At 69.1% G+C, this 24,184-nt stretch carries 19 protein-coding genes; 16 read left to right on the top strand and 3 right to left on the bottom strand.

From position 1 onward, the window contains the following. Nucleotides 1-22 precede the first annotated feature (22 nt). Entirely contained in the window at nt 23-2,065 is a 2,043-nt protein-coding gene (locus ACZBH1_RS03000; protein ID WP_463645466.1) for a vWA domain-containing protein, read from the top strand. A gap of 37 nt (nt 2,066-2,102) precedes the next feature. Here the strand turns inward: ACZBH1_RS03000 and ACZBH1_RS02995 are convergent, their stop codons facing one another. After that, nucleotides 2,103-3,908 (bottom strand): glycoside hydrolase family 2 protein, encoded by a 1,806-nt coding sequence (locus ACZBH1_RS02995; RefSeq protein WP_463645465.1) that lies wholly within the window; start codon nt 3,906-3,908, stop codon nt 2,103-2,105. Continuing rightward, a complete protein-coding gene (locus tag ACZBH1_RS02990; protein ID WP_452324163.1) occupies nt 3,905-4,909 on the bottom strand; it encodes a LacI family DNA-binding transcriptional regulator in 1,005 nt (334 codons plus the stop codon). Before ACZBH1_RS02990 ends, ACZBH1_RS02995 begins: the two co-directional genes overlap by 4 nt. Before the next feature lie 135 nt (nt 4,910-5,044). Between ACZBH1_RS02990 and ACZBH1_RS02985 the strand changes: the two genes are divergently transcribed. The 4 genes from ACZBH1_RS02985 to ACZBH1_RS02970 are packed head-to-tail and all read left to right on the top strand — an operon-like array spanning nt 5,045 to nt 9,530. Further along, the gene (locus ACZBH1_RS02985; RefSeq protein WP_452324164.1) at nt 5,045-6,379 is read left to right on the top strand and encodes an ABC transporter substrate-binding protein; all 1,335 of its coding nucleotides are present in this window, start codon (nt 5,045-5,047) and stop codon (nt 6,377-6,379) included. 55 nt (nt 6,380-6,434) lie between these two features. Beyond that, nucleotides 6,435-7,373, top strand: coding sequence for a carbohydrate ABC transporter permease (locus ACZBH1_RS02980; RefSeq protein ID WP_452324165.1), 939 nt, complete (start codon nt 6,435-6,437; stop codon nt 7,371-7,373). Next, on the top strand, nt 7,373-8,269 hold the full coding sequence (locus ACZBH1_RS02975) for a carbohydrate ABC transporter permease (RefSeq protein WP_452324166.1): 897 nt from the start codon (nt 7,373-7,375) through the stop codon (nt 8,267-8,269). The genes ACZBH1_RS02980 and ACZBH1_RS02975 overlap by 1 nt, the downstream gene beginning before the upstream one ends. Nucleotides 8,270-8,312: 43 nt before the next feature. Continuing rightward, nucleotides 8,313-9,530, top strand: coding sequence for a family 1 glycosylhydrolase (locus ACZBH1_RS02970; RefSeq protein WP_452324167.1), 1,218 nt, complete (start codon nt 8,313-8,315; stop codon nt 9,528-9,530). A gap of 62 nt (nt 9,531-9,592) precedes the next feature. Here ACZBH1_RS02970 and ACZBH1_RS02965 read toward each other — a convergent pair whose 3' ends face one another. After that, nucleotides 9,593-10,615: a DUF5005 domain-containing protein gene (locus ACZBH1_RS02965; protein WP_463645464.1), complete on the bottom strand. Its 1,023-nt coding sequence runs from the start codon at nt 10,613-10,615 to the stop codon at nt 9,593-9,595. A 306-nt stretch (nt 10,616-10,921) separates the two neighbouring features. Between ACZBH1_RS02965 and ACZBH1_RS02960 the strand changes: the two genes are divergently transcribed. The 11 genes from ACZBH1_RS02960 to ACZBH1_RS02910 all read left to right on the top strand — a co-directional run bounded on the left by ACZBH1_RS02960 (nt 10,922) and on the right by ACZBH1_RS02910 (nt 24,184). Further along, nucleotides 10,922-11,962 (top strand): LacI family DNA-binding transcriptional regulator, encoded by a 1,041-nt coding sequence (locus tag ACZBH1_RS02960; RefSeq protein WP_452324169.1) that lies wholly within the window; start codon nt 10,922-10,924, stop codon nt 11,960-11,962. Between the two features lie 86 nt (nt 11,963-12,048). Beyond that, nucleotides 12,049-12,984, top strand: a complete 936-nt coding sequence (locus tag ACZBH1_RS02955; protein ID WP_463645463.1) for an ROK family protein — start codon at nt 12,049-12,051, stop codon at nt 12,982-12,984. After that, nucleotides 12,981-14,795: a class I mannose-6-phosphate isomerase gene (locus ACZBH1_RS02950; RefSeq protein WP_463645462.1), complete on the top strand. Its 1,815-nt coding sequence runs from the start codon at nt 12,981-12,983 to the stop codon at nt 14,793-14,795. The genes ACZBH1_RS02955 and ACZBH1_RS02950 overlap by 4 nt, the downstream gene beginning before the upstream one ends. 173 nt (nt 14,796-14,968) lie before the next feature. Further along, nucleotides 14,969-16,243, top strand: coding sequence for an ABC transporter substrate-binding protein (locus ACZBH1_RS02945; protein WP_463645461.1), 1,275 nt, complete (start codon nt 14,969-14,971; stop codon nt 16,241-16,243). 5 nt (nt 16,244-16,248) lie between these two features. Then, a complete protein-coding gene (locus ACZBH1_RS02940; RefSeq protein WP_463645460.1) occupies nt 16,249-17,196 on the top strand; it encodes a carbohydrate ABC transporter permease in 948 nt (315 codons plus the stop codon). A gap of 2 nt (nt 17,197-17,198) precedes the next feature. After that, nucleotides 17,199-18,014, top strand: coding sequence for a carbohydrate ABC transporter permease (locus ACZBH1_RS02935; protein ID WP_452325471.1), 816 nt, complete (start codon nt 17,199-17,201; stop codon nt 18,012-18,014). Nucleotides 18,015-18,024: 10 nt separating this feature from the next. After that, on the top strand, nt 18,025-20,154 hold the full coding sequence (locus ACZBH1_RS02930) for a glucosidase family protein (RefSeq protein WP_463645459.1): 2,130 nt from the start codon (nt 18,025-18,027) through the stop codon (nt 20,152-20,154). Further along, on the top strand, nt 20,151-21,326 hold the full coding sequence (locus tag ACZBH1_RS02925) for a GDSL-type esterase/lipase family protein (protein ID WP_463645458.1): 1,176 nt from the start codon (nt 20,151-20,153) through the stop codon (nt 21,324-21,326). The genes ACZBH1_RS02930 and ACZBH1_RS02925 overlap by 4 nt, the downstream gene beginning before the upstream one ends. Nucleotides 21,327-21,358: 32 nt before the next feature. After that, nucleotides 21,359-22,213, top strand: a complete 855-nt coding sequence (locus ACZBH1_RS02920) for an SDR family NAD(P)-dependent oxidoreductase (protein ID WP_463645457.1) — start codon at nt 21,359-21,361, stop codon at nt 22,211-22,213. Beyond that, a complete protein-coding gene (locus ACZBH1_RS02915) occupies nt 22,210-23,262 on the top strand; it encodes a mannonate dehydratase (RefSeq protein ID WP_463645456.1) in 1,053 nt (350 codons plus the stop codon). The genes ACZBH1_RS02920 and ACZBH1_RS02915 overlap by 4 nt, the downstream gene beginning before the upstream one ends. 55 nt (nt 23,263-23,317) lie before the next feature. Beyond that, the gene (locus tag ACZBH1_RS02910) at nt 23,318-24,184 is read left to right on the top strand and encodes an SMP-30/gluconolactonase/LRE family protein (RefSeq protein WP_452325466.1); all 867 of its coding nucleotides are present in this window, start codon (nt 23,318-23,320) and stop codon (nt 24,182-24,184) included.

Here is a 24,184-nt window from a genome sequence, read left to right as displayed (position 1 = left end):
CGTCTGGAGGAGGCATCCGCTGATGGTCCGCTCCTTCCACCGCACACCGGGCCACACCGCGCGCTACGGGCGGTACACCGGCGGCGACCCGCTCGCGCCGCCGGTCGAGGTGCAGTCGGCGCTGGAGGCGATCGGGCAGGACGTGATGTCGGGAACCTCCGCCGACCGCGCGCTGCGCGAGTACCTCCGCCGCGGCGACCGCGACCGCCTCGGTCTGGACGACCTCGCCCGCCGCGTGCGCGAGCGCCGGGCCGAGCTCACGCGGCGGCATCGCCTCGACGGCACCCTCGAAGAGGTCAAGAAGCTGCTCGACCGCGCCGTGCTCGAGGAGCGCAAGCACCTGGTCCGCGACGTGAACCTCGACGACACCACCCGCGCGTTCGCCGAGATGCGGCTCGAGAACCTGCCGTCCAGCACCGCCGCGGCCGTCAACGACCTCGCCGACTACGACTGGCAGAGCCCGAGCGCGCGGGCCGACTACGACCGCATCCGCGAGCTGCTCGGCCGCGAGCTGCTGGATCAGCGCTTCGCCGGCATGAAGAACGCGCTGGAGAATGCGACGGATGCCGATCGGCAGGCGATCCGCGACATGCTCAACGATCTGAACGACCTGCTCGAGAAGCGCCGGATGGGAGACGACACGCAGGAGGACTTCGACGAGTTCATGCGCAGGCACGGGGATCAGTTCCCCGAGAACCCGCAGAACCTCGACGAGCTGCTCGACACGCTCGCCGAGCGGGCTGCGGCGGCGCAGCGGATGCTCAACTCGATGACGCCCGAGCAGCGCGACGAGCTGCTGAGCCTCGCCGAGCAGGCGTTCGGCTCGCCCGACCTCATGCAGTCGCTGTCGCGCCTCGACGACAACCTGCGCTCGCTGCGGCCGGGAGAGGACTGGACGGGATCGGCATCGTTCTCGGGTGATCAGCCGACGGGTCTCGGCGAGGCGACGGGCATCATGCAGGACCTGTCCGACCTCGATGCGCTGACCGATCAGCTCGGTCAGATGTATCCGGGCGCGCGCATGGACGACATCGACCTCGACGCCCTCGAGCGGCTCATCGGCGAGCGGGCCGCGGTGAGCGCCCGCACTCTGAAAGAGCTCGAGCAGGAGCTGAGGGACACCGGGATGCTGCAGCGGGCGTCCGACGGACAGCTGCGTCTCACCCCGCGGGCGATGCGGCAGCTGGGGCGCGCGCTGCTGCGCGACATCGCGACGCGCCAGTCCGGACGGCTGGGGCGGCGGGAGACGCGCAACGCCGGCGCGGCGGGCGACCGGACGGGGTCGACGCGCGAGTGGGCGTTCGGCGACACCGAGCCGTGGGACATCCCGCGCACGGTGTCGAACGCGGTGCTGCGGACGGTGCTGGACGGGGGCGACGTGTCATCCGGCGTACGGCTCGACACCCGAGACGTCGAGGTCGTCGAGACCGAGCAGCGCACGCAGGCGGCGGTCGCGCTGCTGGTGGACACGTCGTTCTCGATGGCGATGGACGGCCGGTGGGTGCCGATGAAGCGCACCGCGCTGGCTCTGCATCACCTGATCTCGACGCGGTTCCGGGGCGACAACCTGCGGCTGATCGCGTTCGCGCGTCACGCCGAGGTGATCGACATCGAGCAGCTCACCGCCAAGGACGCCGTGTGGGACAAGGGCACGAACCTCCAGCACGCGCTGCTGCTCGCCCAGCGGCACTTCCGCAAGAACCCCACCGCGCAGCCGGTGCTGCTGATCGTGACGGACGGCGAGCCGACCTCGCATCTGCGGCCGGACGGGAGCGTGTTCTTCTCGTATCCGCCGGACCCCCGGACGGTGGCGGCCACGGTGCGCGAGCTCGACACGGTGCAGCGGCTGGGCGCCCAGACGACGTTCTTCCGGCTGGGGGAGGACCCCGGCCTCGCGCGGTTCATCGACGCGCTCGCCCGGCGCGCCGGCGGTCAGATCGTGGCGCCGGAGCTCGACGACCTCGGGCGAGCGGTCGTCGACAGCTACCTCGGCTCCCGGCACACCGGGCGGGGCTCGCCCGAGGACTTCGGCGACCTTCTCCAGGGCCGGTCCTGGTGGTGGTGACGCGGGCGATCAGCCGTCGCCGGCCGCTCGACCCGCGTCAGCCGCGCACGGCGGCGCGGATGCGCTCGACGGCGAACTTGGGCGAGCGATCCTCGAACAACAGCCCGTTGGTCTCCTGACCGGTGTCGGTCAGCTGCGTGTAGCAGAACCCCGCGAGGCCGTCGGCCGTGCGCACCGCGTGCAGGATCGCGCTCACCTGCTTCTCGAAGGCGTCGACATCGGCCGCGGTGGAGTAGCCCCAGTCCTTCTCGGACCCGGTCGCGAGGCTCACGCCCCCGAACTCCGTGAGGAGCACGGGCTTGGCGGGCCGGGCCGCCTCCAGCGACATGCGCCGCCCGGCCGGGCCGAAGCCGTCCAGCAAGGCGGCGACGCTCGCGTCGTCCCCATACCTCTGGGCGAGCACAGCGGGATCGGCCTCGTAGTCGTGGATCGTCCACAGATCCGATGACGTGTGCTCCCAGCCGTCGTTCGAGACGACCGGTCGCGTACCGTCCAGAGCCCGTGTCAGGTCGGTGATCGATCTGCTCAGTGCGCGCTGTCGCGCATCGTGCGAGATGTGCTGCACGCCCCAGCTCTCGTTGAGCGGTACCCAGACGATGATGCAGGGATGGGACTGGTCCCGCGCGACGATGTCCGTCCACTCTCTGACCAGGCTCCCGATCGCCCGCGCGTCGAAGGCATACGCGCTGGCGGTCTCGGCCCAGATCATGAGCCCGAGCCGGTCAGCCCAGTACAGGAACCGGGGGTCTTCGGCCTTCTGATGCACCCGTGCGGTGTTGAACCCCAGCTCGAGGATCAGCTCCACTTCGCGGCGGAGCATCTCGGGTGTCGCGGCGAGATGCGTCTGCGGCCAGTAGTTCTGGGCGAGGACGGCGCGAATGGTCGTCGGGCGGTCGTTGAGCAGGAGGTGATCGGCGCACGCGTCCACGCTTCGCAAGCCGACGTAGCTGCCGACGACGTCGATCGACGCTCCGTCGGCACTTTCAAGGGCGACCGTCGCCCGCAGCAGGGTGGGCTTCTCGGGCCGCCACAGCAGCTCCTCGTACTGCTGTCCGTTCAGCTGGGCGGGAATCACCAGCCTGATGGGGCAGACGGACCCGCCCATGGTGCGGACGCGAGCCTCGGCGAGGGTCACCCCCTGGTGGGAGATCGCCACAGCGACCCATGAGTCCTCGGGAGGGCGACCGTCGAGGGCGACGTCGATGAGGACGGAAGCGGTGGGGAGGTCGCTGCGCCAGGTGAGGGCGTCCACGGACGCATCCGGGACGCACTCGAGCCAGACGGGCTGCCAGATGCCGGTCGTGCGGTGGTACCAGATCGAGTGCGGCTGCTCGTGCCAGTCCTGCTTGCCTCGCAAGACCGAGACGTCGTCCGGGAGGTCGACCGCGCGGACGACGAGCACATTCTCACCGTCGGGGTCGATCACCGCGGTGATGTCGGCCACGAACGGGGACTGACCGCCTTCGTGCGTCGCGACGAGCCGGCCGTTGACCCACACGGTCGCCGAATGGTCGACCGCTCCGAAGTGCAGCAGCACGCGGCGCCCCTGGGACGGCCAGCCGGCAGCCCGGAGATCGTCCGCCCCCAGGGTGCGTCGGTACCAGACACAGGGCAGGAAGTCCGTCTCGTGGATGCCCGAGGCGGGCGATTCGGGCGGGAACGGCACGACGATCGTGCGCGTGAACTCGACGTCGTCCACCGTGCGGCTGAGGTCGTCGTCGCGGGCGAACTCCCACTCGCCGCCCAGGTCGAGCCATGCCGGTCGCACGAGCTGCGGCCGCGGGTAGGTGCCGTCCTGCGATGTGGCGTCCACGCCGCTGAACTGCCACTGTGCGTTGATCATTCGGAAGCGCCTCTCGTGCTCGCGCGGTGCGCGATGGTGTGGCCGACGGTGTGGATGCCCTGCGTGGGCGGGTCTTCGAAGAGCAGGTCGATCGCCTTTCGTGCGAGCGCCGCAGTATCGGGCGCCACGGAGCTGAGGGTCGGCGTGCTGTAGCGGGCTTCGTCGATGTCGTCGAAGCCGATGACCGCGACGTCGTCGGGCACGCGGATGCCGGAGGTGACCAGCACGTGCATCGCCCCGAGCGCGAGGAGGTCGTTGAACGCGAAGACCCCGTCGAAGTCGACGCCGGCGTCGATCAGCCGGCGGGCGGCGGCGGCGCCGTCGGCGCGGTGGTACTCGTCGACATAGGCGACGAGGCGGTCGTCGACGTCGATCCCCGCCTCCTCGAGGGCGGCGGAGTATCCGGCGAGGCGCAGCAGCGAGGTCTCGTTCGGACCCGAGCTCTGAGCACCGATCGCCGCGATGCGCCGACAGCCCTGTTCGAGCAGGTGCGCCGTCGCGGCCTTCGCGGCGGCCGTGTTGTCCACCGTGACGTGCGGGAACGCGCTCTCGCCGATGTGCTCGCCCAGCAGCACCAGTGGCGTGGTGTCGAGCCGGCCTTCGAGGTCGCGGGCGCCCAGCGCGAGCGGGCTCATGATCAGCCCGTCCATGACCGGTGCGTCGATGCCGTCGCTGATGCGTCGCTCGGCGTCGGCTCTGCCGTCGGTCTGGTTGACGAGCACGGTGATCGATCGCTCCTGTGCAGCTCGCACGAGTTCGGCGGCGAGCTCGGCGAAGTAGGGCTGGCTGAGTTCGGGGATGGCGAGTGCGATCATTCCGCTGCGTCCGCTCCGGAGCTGACGGGCCGCGGCGTTGGGGCGGTAGCCGAGTTCGACGAGAGCGGCACGCACCCGGTCGCGGAGCTCGTCGGTCACCCACCCGGTTCCGTTGACCACGTTCGACACGGTCTTGGCGGAAACGCCGACGCGGTCGGCGACGTCTTTCAGGGTGGTCCGTGGCATCGGTGCCCCTTCCCTTCGTTCGCGGCGCCGTTCAGACTGTCACGACGGCGACGCTTGTTCAACGATTACCAGTCATGTATAACGGTAATCGGTCCGTTCGTTCAACGTTGAACGGAAACTCGAAGGGATTGATCGATGAAGTCACAGCAGACCAGGTCCGCGGGTGCTCGCGGACGAAACCGCAAGGCCGCTCTGACGATCGCCACGCTCAGCGCCGTCGCGGTCGCCCTCGCGGGATGCGCGGGCCAGGGATCGGGAGGCGCCCAGGACGAGACGAACGCCGACGGCAAGATCGTCCTCGACTTCTGGAACGGCTTCACGGGTCCGGACGGCCCCGCGCTGGAGCAGGTGATCGCCGACTTCAACGCCTCGCAGGACGAGGTCGAGGTGAAGGCCAACATCATGCCGTGGGACACGCTCTACCAGAAGGTGCTCACCTCGGTCGCGGGCAACGACGGGCCCGACATCGTCGCGATGTCGGCGACGCGCATGCCGCAGTTCGCGGACGAAGGTCTCTTCATGCCGCTGGACGACTACTACGAAGACCCCGATCACGAGACCGATGCGCTGGCCACGGCCGCGGTCGAGGCATCCATGTTCGACGGCGAGAACTACGGCGTCCCCGTCAACTACGCGACCATGATGATGTTCTACAACAAGGACCTCTTCTCGGCCGCGGGACTCGACCCCGAGGCGCCGCCGACGACGTGGGACGAGTTCGCGGCGATGGTTCCGCAGCTCACGGTCGACGAGAACGGCGACGGCAAGCCCGAGCAGTACGCGATCGCCCTCGCCGACCACGAGACCGTCCCGATCTTCCCCTCGCTGCTGTGGGGCACGGGTGGCGGCATCGTCTCGGAGGACGGCACGACCTCCCTGCTCGGCGACCCCGAATCGATCGAGGCTCTCGAATTCTGGGTCTCGCTGGTCCGCGAGCAGAAGGCCGCTCCGGTGGGCCTGAACGGCGCCGACGCCGACAAGCTGTTCCAGACCGGCAAGGCGGCCATCGAGATCGTCGGGCCGTGGATGACCACCGGCTTCGACGAAGCGGGGCTGAACTACGGACTCGCCAAGCCGTTCGCCGGGCCGTCCGAGGACGCCGTGCTCGCCGACGTCGTGTCGATGGGGCTCCCGTCGAACACCAGCGACGCCAAGAAGGAGGCCGCGTACGAGTTCTTCGCGTACTGGAACTCGGTGGAGGGTCAGACGACGTGGGCCAACGGCTCGGGCTTCCCGCCCACGCGCGCCGACGTCGCCGACCAGGTGACCGAGAGCCCCTACCCGGCGATCTTCGGGGCCCCCGAGGTCGCCGAGAGCGCTCGCGTGCTCATGCCCGGCATCGCCGCCGGCGGCCCGATCCTCGAGACCGTCTTCACCCCGGCCCTGCAGCGGGCGCTCAACGGCGAAGGCACCGTGCAGGACATCTTCACGGAGGCGTCCACCCAGGTGCAGGCGGAACTGGACAAGTAACCACACGAGGCGGGCGGCGGCCCGGTCCGCCGCCCGCTCCTCGGAAAGGTCTCACATGACGACGACCATCGCGCCGGCGCCGCCCGGCACGACAGCTCCTCCTCGCCGCCGCGGTCTGCGCGCGAACGGCCGCCGCGCGCTGACGGCGTGGCTGTTCCTCACGCCCGCGCTGCTGGTGCTCCTCGCCTTCACGCTGTACCCGATGGCGCAGGCGGTGTACCTCTCTCTCACCGACTACAACCTCATCCGCGCCGCCGAGTGGGTGGGTCTCGCGAACTACGCCGAGCTGCTCCAGGACCCGGCGTTCTGGAACGCGTTCGGCAACACCGTCCTGTACGCGCTCGTCGTCACGCCGGTCACCGTCGTCCTCGCGCTGCTGTTCGCGCTGATGCTCAACCGGAGCTTCACGGGGCGGGCCTTCGCGCGCACCGCGATCTTCCTGCCGTTCATCGTGTCGCTGGGGATCATCGCGATCGCGTGGGCGTTCCTGCTCGATCCCAACATCGGCCTGCTCTCGTACTGGCTCAGCTTGATCGGCATCACGCCTGAGCAGGGGTGGCTGACCGACCCGCGCTACGCCATGGCCGCCGTGATGATCGTCGGCGTCTGGAAGAACGTGGGCTTCTACATGGTGATCTACCTCGCGGGGCTCCAGTCGATCCCGGTCGACATGTACGAGGCCGCGCGCCTGGACGGAGCAGGACCGTGGCAGCGTTTCCGCAGCATCACCCTGCCGCTGCTGTCGAACCAGACGCTCCTGGTCTCGGTGCTCGCGTTGATCGCGACGCTCCAGGCCTTCGATCAGATCTGGGTGATGACGCGCGGCGGTCCCTTCTTCCGCACCGAGACGCTGGTCATGCTCATCTACCGCGAGGGCTTCCAAGAGCTCCGCTTCGGCTACGCCTCCGCCATCTCGTTCGTGCTGCTGGTCTTCGTGTTCGTCCTCTCGATGATCCAGTTCGGCTTCCTCCGTCGTAAGCAGGTGACCTACTGATGTCCGCACCCACTCTGACGAGATCGACGGATGCCGCGACCCGGCCGCCGTCGGCCCCTCGCCGCCGCCCTCGTGACACGAGGGGCCGCACCGGCCGCTGGCTGCTGGCGATCACGTCCATCCTCACCGGCCTGGTCGTGCTCCTGCCGATCATCTGGATGGTCTTCACCGCGTTCAAGCCGGAAGCCGACATCGTGAGCTATCCGCCCACGCTGTGGCCGCGCGAACTCACCCTGGATCACTTCGTCGAGGTGTGGGAGCGCATCCCCTTCGCGCGCCTCTACCTGAACACGATCATCTTCGCCGGCGGTGTGACGCTGATCTCGCTGCTGTTCGACTCGATGGCCGCCTATGCCCTCGCGCGGATCCCCTTCAAGGGCCGGGGTATCGTGTTCGTGCTCATCCTGCTGCTGCTCATGCTGCCGTTCCAGGTGACGCTGATCCCGCTGTACGACATGCTGAGCGGAATGGGCCTGACGAACACGCTCCCGGGCCTCATCATCCCGCGCATGACGAACGCCTTCGGCATCTTCTTCCTCACGCAGTTCTTCCTCTCGCTGCCGAAGGACCTCGAAGAGGCGGCGCGTATGGACGGGGCATCCGAGTGGCGGATCTACTGGGGCATCATCATGCCGCTGGCGCGCCCCGCTCTGCTGACCCTCGGGCTCTTCCACTTCCAGTACAACTGGAACGACCTGCTGTGGCCCCTCGTGATGTCGTCGTCGGTGGAGACCTCGACGCTTCCCGCGGGTCTTGCGCTCTTCATGGGTCAGCACGTGGTCGAGTACGGGCTGCTCATGGCGGGCTCGCTGCTCGCGCTGCTGCCGGTGGTCATCTTCTTCCTGCTGATCCAGCGGAGCTTCGTCGCCGGCATCGCCACCACGGGTCTCAAATGACCGCCGGACCTCGTTCCTGTCCCCTCACACGAAAGGATGCCGCGTGAGCGACGTCTCCTGGTTCGCCGACGGCCGCCTTCGCTACGGCGTCGGCATCGAAGACACGTTCATCCCGCAGGAAGCGGTCGGCCACCGCAAGCTCGACGAGTACGAGCTCACCCAGCACTACTCCCGGTGGCGTGAGGATCTCGATCTCGTCGCCGAGAGCGGTGCCGAGTTCGTGCGGTGGGGGATCCCCTGGTACCTCGTCGAGCCGCGACCGGGCGAGTTCGACTGGTCGTGGATCGACCAGGTCGCCGGGAGGATGAGAGAACTGGGGCTGCGCTGCATCGTCGACCTGATGCACTACGGCACGCCGCTGTGGCTCGAGAACTCATTCCTCAACGCGTCGTACCCCGAGCGCGTGGCGGCATACGGGCGGGCCGTCGCAGAGCGGTACCGCGACACGTGGACCGACTACACGCCGTTGAACGAGCCCGCGGTGAACGCCGAATGGTGCGGCCAGAACGGTGCCTGGCCTCCGTACCTGCGCGGACAGGACGGTTTCGTGAAGGTGCTGATGGCGCTCGCGCGGGGCATGGTGCGCACGCAGCAGGAGATCGCCGCCGTCCACCCCGACGCCACTTTCGTGCACGTCGACGCGGGCTTCCTCTACGACGGCGAGACGACGCCCGAACCGCGGGAGGTCCTCGATCAGCGCCGGTTCCTCGCGCTGGACCTCATCACGGGACGGGTCGATGACACATCGCCGCTTCGAGGATGGCTCGCCGGCCACGGCGTGACCGACGCCGACCTGCAGTGGTTCCGCGACAACGCGGTGCAGCCGGACGTGATCGGCGTCAACTACTACCCGCACTTCACCAAGGGACGTGTGGAGGAGGGGACGTTCGTCCCCGTGCGGGCGGGTGTCGCCGGGCTGCGCGAGCTGATCGAGCTGTACTCGTCGCGCTACGACGCCCCGCTCGCCGTCACAGAGACCTCACTCGTGGGCAGCCCCGAGGAGAAGATCGCGTGGCTGCGGGAGTCGACCGCCGAGGTCGAGGCGCTGCGCGCCGAGGGGAAGGCCATCGTGGGCTACACGTGGTTCCCCTTCTTCACGCTGGTCGACTGGCTGTACCAGTTCGACCAGAAGAAGCCGGACGACTGGTTCCGGGAGTTCGGGCTCGTCGACCTCGTGCGCGGCGCGGACCAAGGGCTCGAGCGCGTCAAGAACGAGGCGTTCGACGTCTTCCGCGACCTGGCAACGCGACCGGGGAAGTAGCCGCCGGCGCGTCGTGAAGGAGCCCCCACCGTGGTCGGTGAGGGCTCCTCGACATGCGCGCGTCAGCGGCAGTGGCTGCTGTTGCTGATCTTCGCGTCGACCGTCACGTAGCGGGGCCGGTAGTTGTCCACCTCGGTGTAGAGGTCGTTCGTGTCGAAGCTGTTCACGTTGTACGTCACCAGCAGCGTGTGACCGTCACCGAGTTCGGGGTGCGCCTTGGCGTTGTAGGTGAAGATGTTCCCGCCTGTCTCCGGTGTGGAGTAGAGGACCGTCTTGCCGGTCCACGGACCTTCCAGGCTGGTGCTCCGGTACATCACGATCTTCGAGCTGAGGATCTCGGTCGCGTCGCCGGTGACGAGGGTGAAGCGGCCCTGGAAGCTGCTGACGCTGAACTCGTTGGAGACGCCTTCCAGGATCCGCTTCGTGGTGGCGTGGTCGGTCGACCAGCCCTCGTCGCCGAGATACTCCCACTGACCATCGGCGAGGTCGCCGCCGGCCACCCGCGCGAGGTGGGCGAACTTCTGAGCACCAAGGTCCTCCACGCCGTAGACGTAGGTGTAACCGTCCTCCGTGTTCTCGTAGATCGCGGAGCCCCAGTTGATGCCGTCCGTCTGGATCTCGTCGACCGAGGTCAGCTCGAGGGTCGACGCATCGAAGGTCGCCACGCCGTTGCCGGCGAACGCGAAGTCCCACATCGTGTCACCGGTCTTCACGAACTCGACGAGCAGCACCTGCAGCTCGTCACCATGGACGGTCGCATCACCGAACCAGTACCAGTCGCGGGCCTCATCGGCGCCGGCGACCTTGACGAGGGACTCGGGGGCTTCCGGGGTGCCGCCGGTGTAGGTCGTGATCTCGCCGCCGTCGTCCACGTTGATCGAGTTGTGGATGAACGGGGAGTCCAGGGGACGCCCATGCGTCTCGTTCACTTCCCCCAGGAACGTGTCGGAGTAGATCCATGCGGTTCGTCCGTCAGGCAGCTCCACGCTGTAGGCGGAGTCCGCGCCGGTCCACTGCCCGGCGGTGTCGCCGTACTGCCCGAAGCGGTCCCGCAGCTGCTCGTCGACGGCCGCTGTGACGTCCACGCACGTAGGAGCTGCCGCTGCGGAAAGCGGAATGGATGTCGCCAAGAGCCCTGCTGCGCCCAGCACGGAGGCGGCAGCCATCCGTCCCGCTCGGGCTCGTGTTGCCTGAAGCATGTCGATATGCCCTCCCCGGCACCTTTGCCGGTCAGGGAACGCGATGCGGGAGCATCCCGTTCCTGTTAACGTTACCAAGCAGGGAGCGTAGCAAGGCTCATCGCTCTGGACCAGCCCCCTCGGTGAACTTCCCGCCATGGCATCCAGAGCGCGGTATACGGTGAATCCGGCGACGAGGCGAGAGGAACGCACATGGTCGGTGTCGGCTCACACGGCAAGCCGCCGACCGTCAAAGAGGTGGCCCGGCACGCCGGTGTGAGCCCGATGACGGTCTCCCGCACCCTCGCGGGCGGCGCGAATGTGCGGCCCGACCTGCAGGAGCGGGTGCTCGCCTCGGTCCGCGAGCTCGGCTACCGCCGGAACGAGAATGCGCGGATCCTCCGCCCCGGCCAGGCAAGCGGTCTCATCGGCGTCGCCATCACCAATCTGGGCAACCCCTACTACGGCAACTTCGCGCTCGGTGTCGAGGAGGTCGCGGCCGAGACGGGCCGGCGCATCGTGCTCGGCAACACCGGTGGCGACCCCGCGCGCGAGCGGCAGCTCGTCGCGGACTTCCTCGGCCGTCAGGTGGAAGGGCTCGTACTGGTGCCGGCGGGGGGTCCCTCGGATCATCTGCAGCCCGAGCGGCTCGGCGACGTTCCGCTCGTCCTGGCCTCGCGACGCATCTACGGACTCGACGTCGACGTCGTGCTGCTGGACGATGTCGGCGGCGCGTACTGCGGTACGCTCGCGCTGCTCGACGCGGGTCACACCCGGATCGGCTACCTCGGCTACGTCAGCTCGGCCTTCACCGGGGCGCGTCGATACGAGGGCTATGTGCGCGCCCTCGAGGAGCGCGGCATACGCCCCGACCCGGATCTCGTGCTGCGCGAGCACGAGGATGCCGGACCGGCCGGCGGCGGGATCCGACGCCTGCTCGATCTCGCCGAGCCGCCGACGGCGATCTTCAGCGCGAACAACCGCAACAGCATCGACGCGCTCCGCGAGATCGGCCGGCGGCTGCGAAGCGGCGCGACAACGGGGGAGATGCCCGCGCTGGTGAGCTTCGACGACTTCGAGCTCGCCGAGCTGATGCCGGTGCCGGTGACGATCGTCGGCCACGATCCCCGCCAGCTCGGGCGAGAAGCGGCGCGGCTGCTCCTGTCGCGCCTCGGCAGCGGCGCGCGCCATGACGGACCGGCGCGCATCGTCGAGATGCCTGTTCGCGTCGCGCCGGCGGCTCCCACCGAGTGACGGATGCCCCGGACTTGCCTCGCATCGAACCGCTCGCTATGGTAACGATACCAATCGCTCACCCCGCGACGTCGAGGAGGACCGCAGTGCGCACGCTGGCAATCGACCTCGGCGGCACCGCCGTCAAGCTCGGCGTCTTCGAATCCGGTGCCATCGTGGCCGGTGACGAGTTCGCCACCGTCGACGGGCAGATCGGCCTCGAGGACATCGCAGGACGGATCGATGCACTGCTCGGTGGGGAGGCCCCCTCAGCGATCGGCATCGCCGTTCCCGGCGTGGTCGATCCTCGCACATCGAGCCTGCTGGCAGCTCACGGCAAGTACGCCTCGCTGCACGACGTCGACCTCGCCGCCTGGTCGGAGGAGCGGTTCGGATGCCGCGCCGTCGTCGAGAACGATGCCCGAGCCGCGCTCGTCGGCGAGGTCGCCGACGGCAGCGCGCGCGGCGCGCGCGACGCCGTGCTCATCGTGCTGGGCACGGGGATCGGCACCGCTGCGATCCTCGACGGCCGTATCGTGCGGGGTCGCCACGGTCACGGCGCCATCCTCGGCGGCCACGTCACCGTCGATCTCGACGGCCCGCGGTGCCCGTGCGGCAACATCGGCTGCGCGGAGGCGCTGGCCAGCACGTGGGTGCTGAATGCCGCGGCCGCTGCGGGGGAGCTCGCGCTCGGCCCCGCGCTCGCCGCCCGTCGCGCCGAACACAGCGGGATCGGCATCCGCGATGTCATCGAGACCCGCGACGAGGCGGATTCCGCCGCCATCCTCGACCGCTACATCCGCACATGGGCCGCCGTCGTCGTGACCCAGTGCCATGCCTTCGACCCCGATGTCGTGGTCGTGACCGGCGGCGTCATGCGCTCCGGCGACGTCATCCTCCCTGCGCTCCGGGACCGGGTGCACGCCGCCCTGTGGTCGTCGTCGTTCCGTCCCCCCTTCGTCACCCCCGACAACCCCTCCACTTCGGTCCTCCGCGGACTGGCAGCACTCGCACGCGAACACGAAAGCAAAGGACGGCCATGACCGTTGAGACGCGGGGCGTCCCGCTCGAGGACTACATGCTCGACGACCGGAGCAGCTACGAGAAGCTGCCGACGGTGCCGCTGCCGGCTGGCAGCGAGGTGCTCGTCGGCGACGACGCGTGGAAGGCCGCGATGGACATCGCTTCCGTTGCGACGGGTCATCCGCTCATCGCGGTGGATGTGTATCCCGGCGGCGACGTCGCGGCGATCGCCGCACGGATCCGCGCGGCACTGCCCGACGCGGAGGTCATCGACGTCGAGGAGGCGGCGGCGGCCGACCCCGCGGCCATCGACGCGCTCATCGGGCGCAACCTCACCGACGACCGAGTCTTCGGCGTCATGAGCCACTTCACCGTCGACGAGTTCTACGACGCCGACCGCCTCGCCGCGCTGCAGCAGCGGGTGGACGAGCGCAGCGCGCCCACGGTGCTCGTCGGCTGGGGCGCCGACCTCGCGGCCCGCTGCCGCGCGGACGCGCTGGTGCTCGTCGACATGGCGCGCTGGGAGATTCAGCAGCGGATGCGCGCCGGCGCCTCCAACTGGCGCGCGCACAACGGTGACCTCGATGTGCTCCGCAAGTACAAGCGCGGCTTCTTCGTCGAGTGGCGCGCCGCCGACCGGCACAAGCGCACCCTGTTCGACCGGGTGGACCTGCTCGTCGACGGCAATGCGGCGCCCGACGCCGCCGGCGCGGTGCGCGGTGCGGACTTCCGCGGCGCGCTCGCCGGCGCGACCGCCCGCCCGTTCCGCGTCGTCCCCTTCTTCGATCCTGGGGTCTGGGGTGGCCAGTGGATGAAGAACACACTCGACCTCGACCCGGCCGCGCACAACTACGCGTGGTGCTTCGACTGCGTACCCGAGGAGAACTCGCTCCTGCTCGAGGCCGGTGGCCGCGTCGTCGAGATCCCCGCGATGGACCTCGTCCTCAGCCGTCCGCGCGAGCTACTCGGCGCCCGCACCTATGCCCGCTTCGGCGCCGAGTTCCCGATCCGCTTCGACTTCCTCGACACGATGGGCGGCGGCAACCTCTCCCTGCAGGTGCATCCGCTCACGGAGTACATCCGCGACACGTTCGGCATGGCGTACACGCAGGACGAGAGCTACTACATGCTCGATGCCGCCGACGACGCCGTCGTCTACCTCGGCGTGAAGACCGGAATCGACCCCGAGGCGATGATCGCCGACCTGCGCGCGGCGACGGACGGGGAGCATTCGTTCGACGCCGAGAAGTACGTCAACGTGTTCCCGGCACGCAAGCACGACCACTTCGCCATCCCGGCCGGCACCGTGCACTGCTCCGGCGAGAACTCGATGGTCCTCGAGATCTCGGCAACGCCGTTCATCTTCACGTTCAAGCTCTGGGACTGGGGCCGGGTGGGCCTGGACGGTGTACCGCGCCCGGTCCACATCGACCACGGCGAACGGAACATCCAGTGGGACCGCGACACCGAGTGGGTGAAGCGCAACCTGGTCGGCCAGGTTGAGGAGATCCGTCGCGAGCCTGGGCTCGTCGAGGAGCGGACCGGCCTGCACGAGCTCGAGTTCATCGAGACACGCCGCCACTGGTTCGAGAACGAGGCCGCGCACGACACCGACGGCACGGTCAACGTGCTCAACCTCGTGGAGGGCGACGAGGTCGAGGTCGTGAGCCCCGCCGGCGCCTTCGCCCCGTACACGATCCACTACGCCGAGACGTTCATCGTCCCCGCTGCGGTGGGTCCGTACGTCATCCGACGGTCGCCGAACTCCCGGAGCGAGCGGTTCGCGACGGTCAAGGCCTACGTCCGCGGAACGCGCTCCAGCGACAGCTGACCGCCCCGCGCGCCGCCGAGAGGCAATCGGAAGCGGCGAACGGACACATAACTGAACAGCAATCCTCGCGGCGCCTGCCGCACCCGACCGCCCCAGCCTTGCATCGGCTCATCCGAGTTGGTACTTTGGGCGAGCGGTTGGTAACGATACCAAACCAGGACAAAGGAGTTCCAGTGAAGTCACGACGCATGGCCGGAGCCGGCATCGCCGCCTTTACCGCCGCCACGCTGCTGCTGACCGGCTGCTCGGGCGGTGGAGGCGGCGATGACTCCGCCGCAGCCACGACCGGCACGCTCGATTTCTACACCGACAAGGCGGCGTGGGAGCCCGATTTCGACGAGTTGAACGCCACCAGCGAAGAGGCCGTCGACATCACCCTCAACACGACCGGCTATTCGGATGCCGCGCAGTACGACGCATTCATCAAGCAGTCGTTCCGCACCCAGAAGAGCCCCGGGCTGTTCACCTGGCACACCGGCGACTCGCTCAAGCAGCTCGTCGACGAGGGCCTCGTCGCCGAGACGACCGATCTTTGGACGAAGGCGATCGACGAGGGCTGGGCGACGGAAGACCTTCGCAGCGAGTACACGTTCGACGACAAGCAGTACTGCGTGCCCATGAACATCGCGTACTGGGTCATGTACTACAACAAGAACATCTTCGAGGAGCAGGGCATCGAAGAGCCCACGACGTGGGAAGAGCTCGATGCCGCGGCGACGACGCTCAAGGACGCCGGAATCACGCCCTACTACCAGACGAGCATCCTGTTCACGTTCCAGTGGTTCCAGCAGCTCGTCGCGGGCACCGACCCGGCCCTCTACGAGGGCCTGTCGACCGGTGACGTGAAGTACACCGACCCTGAGATCGTCGAGATCATGAACATCTGGCTTGACCAGCAGGAGAAGGGCTGGTTCAGCGACGCCGGCAGCACGGTCGACCCCGCGGTCGGCCTCAAGCAGGGCGACTTCGCGATGATCAACTTCGGCTCGTTCTTCAACGGCTCGCTCGACGGCGCCGGCATGGTGTCGGGCGAGGACTACGACATGTTCGTCATCCCCGCGGTGGACGCCGACCTCGGCACCACTCCCGTGGCCGTCGAGTCCGGTCCCCTCTGCGTGGCGGAGAGCTCCACGCAGAAGGACCTCGGCCTGGCGTACTCCGAGTGGTGGATGTCGCCTGACGCCCAGACCGCCTGGAACGCCGCCCGCGGCGATGTGGCCTTCAACCCGAAGGCGACCGTCAACGACCCGATGCTCTCCGAGCTCGGCACCACGGTGGCCGACGGCAGCCACACCCTGTTCACCCGCTACTTCGAGGCGACGCCCACGCCGATCCTCACCGTCGCGCTCGAGCAGTTCGGTGCATTCAACGCCAACCCGGGCGACCCGATGCCGTTCCTCGAGGCCATCCAGGCCGAGGCGGACAAGTACTGGGCCGACCAGGAGTAAATCGCATGGCGCTCGCTCAGACGACCCCACGGGAGCGGGCGGCGGGGGGTCTCGATGAGACCCCCCGCCGCCCGGCCCGCCGGGGCCGGAAGGCGGCGTACCAGGGATCCGCCCGGGGCTTCATCGCCCCGGGCGTGTTCCTGGTCGCCGTCCTTCTCTACCTTCCCCTGCTGTGGACCACGTTCCTCAGCTTCACCGAGTACAACGGCCTCGGGGACCCCGAGTGGGTCGGCTTCGACAACTACGTCGAGATGTTCGAGGACCCGGCGTTCGTCGGTTCACTGATGAACACCCTGCTGTGGGTGGCAGGCACGCTGCTGATCCCGGTCGGCGTCGGCCTCATGCTGGCGCTGCTCACGTGGAACCTGCCGGGAGGCGTCTGGCTGCGACTGCCCTTCCTCCTCCCGTATGCGATCTCGGGCATCGGCGTCGGCGTCATCTGGTCGTTCATCCTCTCGGCCAACGGCGCGCTCGACCAGGCGCTCGCGGTGTTCGGCGTCACCGACCCGCCGCGCTGGCTGGTGGACGCTCCCCTCAACACGGTCGTCATGATCCTCGCGTCGTCGTGGCAGGGCGTCGGCGTGAACGCGCTGCTGTTCACGATCGGCCTCCAGTCGATCCCCAAGGAGCCGCTTGAGGCTGCCCGCGTCGACGGGGCCACCGGCATCCGTCTGTTCGGAAGCATCCTCTGGCCGATGCTGCGCCCGCTCACCGCGGTCGTGGTCGGCCTCTCGATCGTCGCGAGTCTCAAGACCTTCGACATCGTGCTGTCGATGACGAAGGGCGGCCCTGGCCGCGCGTCCGAGACGCTCGCGCTCACGATGTACCGCGAGACGTTCGTCAACAGCGACTACGGGCTCGGCTCGGCGATCGCGGTGTTCCTCTCGGTCGTCACGCTGATCGCATCGATCCTCTACCTGCGCCAGCAGCTCTCCCAGAAGCACGAGATGTGACCATGTCGAGAATCCTCCGCACTTCCGCACTCGTCGTCCTGGGCCTCTTCTGGCTGCTGCCGGTGTACCTGCTGCTGGTCAATGCGAGCAAGTCGCCGCTGACCTTCACCTCGAAAGAGGCATGGATCCCCTCCGGCGAGTTCGCGCTGTTCTCGAACATCGCCGAGGCGATGCAGCTCTCGGGACTCAGCGACAGCATCGTCGCCACCCTGATCTACGCGTTCGTGTCGCCGATCGTCGCGGTGCTCGTCGGCGCCGCCGCCGGCTTCGCGATCGTCGCCCTCCGGCTCAAGCGAGGCTTCCTGTGGTTCGTGGTGATCTTCGGCGGCACCGTGTTCCCGCTGCAGATGATCCTGCTCCCGCTGTTCGACGCGTATTCCCGTGTCGGGCTGTACGACACCCACGTCGGCATGATCATCGTGTACACCGCGATCTCGATCCCGTTCTCGGCGTTCGTGATGCGCAACTTCTTCACCGGCGTCGCGCACAGCGTGTTCGAGGCCGCGGTGCTCGATGGCGCGACCACCTGGCGGATCTTCTCGCGGGTCTACCTGCCGATCGCCTCCAGCGCGCTCGTGGCGATCTTCATCCTGCAGGCGACCTTCATCTGGAACGATCTGCTGCTCGGGCTCACGCTCACCCAGTCCGACGACGTCCGGCCGATCGTGACGACGCTCGCCGGCATGCAGAGCACGTACGGCGGCGCCCAGATCTCGACAGTCCTGGCGGCGGCAGTGCTCGTCTCGCTGCCGACCGTCATCCTGTTCCTGTTCACCCAGAAGTTCTTCGCCCGCGGCCTGGCGCTCGGCCAGTACTAGGAGTTACGTCTTGCAGACGCGCACGTCCCCCATCCCGACCGTCGCGGACCTCGCCGCCGACCCGATCACCCACCACTACGACGACATGATCGCGCCGTCGGGGCTGACCAATCACCTCGGCACGGTGCGCATCGACCACGACCTGACGTCGCTGACCGCCGTGCAGTTCCCGCCGGTGTCGCAGGCGCTCGCGACGACGGCAGTGGCCTTCGTCGACGGCCGGATCTTCAAGTCCTACGGCGCACCCGTGACGCACGAGTGGCGGCCCGACCGCGTGGTGCGCCGCGCGGAGCTTCCAGGCCTCGAGCTCGAGACCACGACGGTTACGGTTCCCGGCACGACGGCCGTCGCGATCGACGTGCGGGTGCGCAACACCGGTGGTTCCGACCGCTCGGTGGAGTTCATGCTCTCGCTGGCAGCGCGCGTGGTCGCAGGTGACCAGGCGTGGAACGCCGCCGAGTCGCCCGACGCCAGGAACGAGGCATCCGTCGACGGCGCGCGACTGCTGTTCGTGGACGCCGCAGCGACGGCGTGGAGCGTGCAGGGCGTCGACGTCCCCGCCATCGCACGCCTCAGCGGGGTGGCGCCCACGTCGGAGCAGTTCTCCGTGGGCGTCGGCGGGATGGGCCGCGGCGGCGACGTGACGGTCGTGCTGGATGTGGCGGCCGGCGGTGAGGCACGCCTCGGCTACGTGAACGCCGTCGCCACCAGCCGTGACGAGGCGATCGCCGTGTTCGACGCCGTCGCCGGTGACGTGGAGGGGGCGGTCGCGGCATCCGAGCAGTACTGGAACGCGCAGCTGCAGGCCGCCGTGACGCCGGGTAACAGCGAGTTCTCGGGCCACCTGCCGGTGCTCGAGACGACGTCGGAGCCGCTGCGCCGCCTCTACTGGTGGGGGATCCTCGGCGTCATCTACATGCGGCGCGACTACGCCGGGAACGTGCTCGGCCGCAGTTACGACACGCTGATGCCGAACTACTGGGCCACGACGACCTTCATCTGGGACTTCAGCCTGAGCTCGGTGACACACGCCCTGCTCGACCCCGCCGCGATGCGACGTCAGCTCGCCCACTGGATCGCGAGCGACACGCACACGCTGTTCGGCACCTCGTCGCTCACCGGAGGTCCGGTCGGCCAGTGGTACTCGGTGAACGACTACGCGATGACCCGGCTCGTGCGCGATTACGTGCGATTCACGGGTGACTCCGGCTTCCTCGACGAGAAGCAGGAGGATGGTCGCAGCGTCCTGGACCATCTGCGGTTCTGGGCCCAGGCGTGGCAGGGCCTCCGCCGATCGTCGCCGCTCGCCGACTACGGCGAGATCGAGAACCTGCTCGAGTGCGTGAGCTCGTACACGCACGAGGTCGCGAGTTTCAACGCGGCGAACGTGTGGAACCTGCGCGTGACGGCGGAGGTGCTGGATGCGCGCGGCGACGCCGCCGGCGCAGCCGAGCTGCGCGCCGAGGCGGACGAGCTCGTCGCCGAAGTGCGCACGCTGTACCTGCCCGGGGAGGGCTTCTTCGCCGCGCGCCAGCCCGACGGCTCGCGTCTGCCGGTGCGGCACTGCTACGACTTCAACATCGTCGGCACCACCATCGCGGGCGACCTCGACGCAGCCACGAGGGCCGAGATGGTGGCGTTCTTCCAGCGTGAGCTGCAGACGCCGGAGTGGCTGCGCGCGCTCTCGCCGTGGGATCCCGATGCGTCCTACAGCGTGCGACCCGACCACCAGTGGAACGGCGCGTACACCGCCTGGCCCGCGGATGCGGCGCGCTCGCTCGTCGCGCTCGGTGAGCCGAGAGTCGCGCTCGACTGGCTTCCGGGTCTCGCCCGCTCGGCGAACCAGGGCCCGCCTGCGCAGGCCCACTTCGTCGAGGAAGCGCAGCCGCTCGTCAACGGAGGAGCGCGCAAGGCGCCGCCGCAGCTGCCGTACATCAACGACTGGGCCTGCTCGTCGGCGGGCGCGTACGTCGCGCTCGTGATCGAATCGCTGTTCGGCGCCGTCCCCGGTCTCGACGGCCTCGGTGCCGTCGACGGCTGCGTCGCCGAATTGGATCCGACGGCGGTGCTGCGCGGCCTCCGGGTCGGGGACCGGCTCGTCGACGTGCATGCCGACGGCCGGGTGGTCGACCGCACATGACCGGCCCGGCTCTTCGCGATATCGCTCTGGACGACCTCGTGCTGCGCGGCGCCGTGGAGGTCGAGCGGATGCCGCGAGGGCTCACGCCGCACCGGCTGCCGACGTGGGCGCGTCTGCAGGTTCCCGATGCGTTCATGGCGCAGACCTCTGCCGAGAGCGCCGGCGTGAGGCTGGCGTTCCGCACCGCGGCGACGACCATCGAGCTCGACGTGTCGGCGCGGCGCATGGCGCCGGGGGAGGCATCCGCCCTGCCACCCAGTCGCTACGCGTTGACGACGGCGGGCGCGGTCGTCGCCGAGGCGGACGCTGTGGCAGGCACGAGGTACCTCTTCAGCTTCGACGATCCCTCCGGCCGCGTCGTCGAGGGGCCGCCGTCTCGCGTGCGCTTCGCCGGCCTGGATGCCGCCGCGGCCGACTACGAACTCTGGCTGCCGTTCACCGATGCCGTCGAGATCCTCGCTGTACGTGCGGACGCGCCCTTCACGCAGCCGACGGAGCGCGACACGTTCCGGTGGGTGCATCACGGCAGCTCGATCAGCCACGGGTACCGCGCGCACTCCACGACCGGCACGTGGCCGGTGGTGGCCGCGCTCGCAGCCGGCGTCGCGCTGACGAACCTGGCGTTCTCGGGCAGCGCGATGCTCGATCCCTTCACCGCTCGGACCATCCGTGATCAGCCGGCAGACCTCATCAGCCTCAAGATCGGCATCAACCTCGTGAATGGCGACGCGATGCGCATGCGCACGTTCCGTCCCGCGGTCGACGGGTTCCTCGACACGATCCGCGAGGGGCATCCGTCGACACCGATCGTCGTCGTCTCGCCGATCTACTGCGAGCCGGTCGAAGCCGCCGCGGGTCCCACCGTGCAGGATCCGACGCGGCCCTACGAGTGGTCGATCGCCGGGGGGACGGAATCGGACGTCGCGGCGGGAAAGCTCTCGCTGTGCGCCATCCGCGCGGCGCTCGCCCATATCGTCCGGCGTCGATCCGAGACGGATCCGACCCTCCACTACGTCGACGGCCTGACCTTGTACGACGGGATGGACGCCGAGCGGATGCCGCTGCCGGACAACCTGCATCCAGGGCCCGACGTGCAGGCCCTCATCGGCGAGCGGTTCGCCGCGCAGGTGCTGCGGCCGATGATGGCGAACGGATCGGTCGGATCGCCGTGACGGCGACGCCCGATGATGCGGAAGGGACGCTCATGGACAGTGCGGAACGCGTGCACGACGGCAAGGTCGCGCTGGTCACCGGCGGTTCGCAGGGGATCGGGCGCGGCGTCGCGCTGACGATGGCGCGGCGCGGAGCCGCCGTGGTCGTCCACGGACTCACCGAGGACTTCGTCGACGAGACGGTGGCGATGGTACGCGACGCGGGCGGGTCGGCGGTGGGCAGCTTCGGCCCGATCGAAGTGGAGCGGACGTGCACGGATGCCGTCTCCCGAGCGATCGAGACCTACGGCCGGCTCGACCACCTCGTCACCGCTGCCGGGATACAGCGCTACGGCGACGCAGTCGACACCTCGATCTCGACCTGGGACGAGGTCTTCGACGTGAACGTGCGGGGTGTCTTCCTCGCCGCGCGGGCAGCGCTGCCGCACATCCGCGAGGCCCGAGGCACGGTCACGGTGGTCTCCTCGGTGCAGGCGACTGCGACGCAGACGGGCGTCGTCGCGTATACCGCGAGCAAGGGCGCGCTGAACGCACTCTGCCGGGCCATGGCCGTCGACGAGGCGGCCCACGGCGTTCGGGTCAACGCGATCGCGCCGGGTTCGGTCGACACGCCGATGCTGCGCGCCTCGGCTGCGCAGTGGTCCGACGGCACCGCCGAGGGCGTCGAGCGGACCATCGCTGAATGGGGCACGATGCACGCCCTCGGACGCGTCGCCCGGTCCGAGGAGATCGGCGAAGCCGCCTCGTTCCTCGCCAGCGACGCCGCCGGCTTCATCACCGGGTCCGAGTTGCGCGTCGACGGCGGGCTCCTGGCGCGCCTTGCGGCGACCCTCCCCGCCACCACGTCCGGCCGGACCGATGAGACGGGAGCAGGGGAAGCGCGATGATCAGGCTCAGCGAGTTCCTCCCTCCGCGCCCCGAGGCGTCGTGGCAGCTCATCCGCCAGGTCGGTGTGGACGACGTCGTCGGCATCCTCAACGGCGCCGAGCAGGACCAGCGCATGTTCGCCTCTGTGGGAGCCGGTGGCTGGAGACCCGACGATCGTGACGACGTGCCGTGGAGCGAGTCGGCGCTGAGGCGCGACATCGAGACGTACGAAGACCACGGCTTCACCCTCGTCGCGCTCGAAGACACCGCTCCGATCGACAAGGCCCGACTCGGGCTCGACGGGCGCGATGAGCAGATCGACGCCGTGATCACCCAGATCACGGCGATGGGCCGGCTCGGCGTGCCCACGCTCGCCTACAACTGGATGGCGCTGTCCAGCTGGGGACGCACGGACATCGCCCTCGCCGACCGCGGCGGTGCGTACGTCACGGCCTACGACCGCGCCGTCGCCCAGGCGCGCGAACCGCTGGTGCCACCCGGCGAGGTGACGCACGAGCAGATGTGGGCCGCGCTGAAGTACTTCCTCGACGCGGTCGTACCCGTCGCGGAGGAGGCCGGCGTGCGCCTGGCGATGCATCCGGACGATCCGCCGCAGCCGATCGACCGCAATCTGCCGCGCATCATGAGCTCGGTGGAGTCGTTCCGGCGGCTGCTGTCGGTGCACCCCTCGCCCAGCAACGGCATGACGTTCTGCCAGGGCAACTTCGCCCTGATGCCCGAGGTGCTCGCCGGAACCACCTCGATCCCCGACCTCATCCGCGAGTTCGGCACCGAGAGCATCCCCTTCGTGCACTTCCGCGACGTGAAGGGGACACCGGAGTACTTCCAAGAGACCTTCCACGACGCCGGCCAGACCGACATGCCGGCGTGCATGGAGGCCTACTTCGAGATCGGGTTCGAGGGTGCCATGCGCCCCGACCACGTGCCGACACTGGCCGGTGAGCAGAACAGGCGACCCGGCTACGAGACGCTCGGCCGGCTCTTCGCGATCGGCTACATCAGGGGCCTGGAGCAATCCGCCTACGGCCACCCCGCAGCGAGGCCATGACCGGCGGGGTGCGGCCCGCCGAGTGAGACGCCCGCCGAACGAGAGGAGGACTGCCATGCCCGTGCACGTGACATTGGCCGTGTCGCGACGTGCTGAGTGCGGAGAGGGCCCGATCTGGGATCCCCGCAGGAACGCCGTCCACTGGGTCGACATCATCAGCGGAGAGATGCTGGTCACCGACTTCGCCACCGGCGTCACCGACGCCGTGACGTACCCCGAGATGGTGGGAGCCGTGGCTCCTCGGCGGGATGGCGGCACCATCGCCGCGGTCGCGAGCGGGTTCGTCGGGTTCGACGCGGCCGGCGTCGTCGACCGGCGGGTGGACCTCCTGCCCGACGGGATCCGGATGAACGATGCGAAGGTCGACCCGGCGGGCCGCTATTGGGCGGGGAGCTGCGAGATGGGCTTCGCACAGGGCCGCGGCGGACTCTGGCGACTCGACGAGAATTGGGAGCCGACGCTCGTGCGAGACGGGCTGACGCTCCCCAACGGGATGGGGTGGAGCCCGGACGGCGGCCTCTTCTACCTCGTCGAGACGCAGGCGCGGCGGATCCTGCGCTTCGGCTTCGATCCCGGGTCCAGCGCGATCACCTCCGACGCGTCGGTGCTCGTCGACGCGGACGACGTTCCCGAGGGGCTCCCCGACGGGCTCGCCATCGACGCCCGCGGGCACCTCTGGGTCGCCTCCTACGGAGGCTCGGCCGTTCACGAGTTCTCACCCGAGGGCGTCCTCGTCCGCAGCGTGGCACTGCCGACGCCGCAGACCACGTCGTGCAACTTCGTCGGTCCCGGCCTGGAGGAGCTGTGGGTCACGTCCGCGGCGGCGCGGCTCGACCCCGCTGCCGATGCCGGAGCCGGCTCGATCTTCCGGGTCGAGGGACTCGGCGCCGTCGGTCTTCCCACCCCCGCGTTCCGGGGCTGA

It is taken from the genome of Microbacterium sp. ZXT2-5 (assembly GCF_055329545.1).
Note: the sequence above shows the minus strand (reverse complement) of the source record. Positions and strands in the feature narration are given on the sequence as shown.

Excerpts from the sequence above, each read along its gene's own strand:
- ACZBH1_RS03000 (WP_463645466.1), top strand. The coding sequence starts at position 23 with ATGGTCCGCTCCTTCCACCGCACACCGGGCCACACCGCGCGCTACGGG.
- ACZBH1_RS02995 (WP_463645465.1), bottom strand. The coding sequence starts at position 3,908 with ATGATCAACGCACAGTGGCAGTTCAGCGGCGTGGACGCCACATCGCAG.
- ACZBH1_RS02990 (WP_452324163.1), bottom strand. The coding sequence starts at position 4,909 with ATGCCACGGACCACCCTGAAAGACGTCGCCGACCGCGTCGGCGTTTCC.
- ACZBH1_RS02985 (WP_452324164.1), top strand. The coding sequence starts at position 5,045 with ATGAAGTCACAGCAGACCAGGTCCGCGGGTGCTCGCGGACGAAACCGC.
- ACZBH1_RS02980 (WP_452324165.1), top strand. The coding sequence starts at position 6,435 with ATGACGACGACCATCGCGCCGGCGCCGCCCGGCACGACAGCTCCTCCT.
- ACZBH1_RS02975 (WP_452324166.1), top strand. The coding sequence starts at position 7,373 with ATGTCCGCACCCACTCTGACGAGATCGACGGATGCCGCGACCCGGCCG.
- ACZBH1_RS02960 (WP_452324169.1), top strand. The coding sequence starts at position 10,922 with ATGGTCGGTGTCGGCTCACACGGCAAGCCGCCGACCGTCAAAGAGGTG.
- ACZBH1_RS02950 (WP_463645462.1), top strand. The coding sequence starts at position 12,981 with ATGACCGTTGAGACGCGGGGCGTCCCGCTCGAGGACTACATGCTCGAC.
- ACZBH1_RS02940 (WP_463645460.1), top strand. The coding sequence starts at position 16,249 with ATGGCGCTCGCTCAGACGACCCCACGGGAGCGGGCGGCGGGGGGTCTC.
- ACZBH1_RS02935 (WP_452325471.1), top strand. The coding sequence starts at position 17,199 with ATGTCGAGAATCCTCCGCACTTCCGCACTCGTCGTCCTGGGCCTCTTC.
- ACZBH1_RS02925 (WP_463645458.1), top strand. The coding sequence starts at position 20,151 with ATGACCGGCCCGGCTCTTCGCGATATCGCTCTGGACGACCTCGTGCTG.
- ACZBH1_RS02920 (WP_463645457.1), top strand. The coding sequence starts at position 21,359 with ATGGACAGTGCGGAACGCGTGCACGACGGCAAGGTCGCGCTGGTCACC.
- ACZBH1_RS02915 (WP_463645456.1), top strand. The coding sequence starts at position 22,210 with ATGATCAGGCTCAGCGAGTTCCTCCCTCCGCGCCCCGAGGCGTCGTGG.
- ACZBH1_RS02910 (WP_452325466.1), top strand. The coding sequence starts at position 23,318 with ATGCCCGTGCACGTGACATTGGCCGTGTCGCGACGTGCTGAGTGCGGA.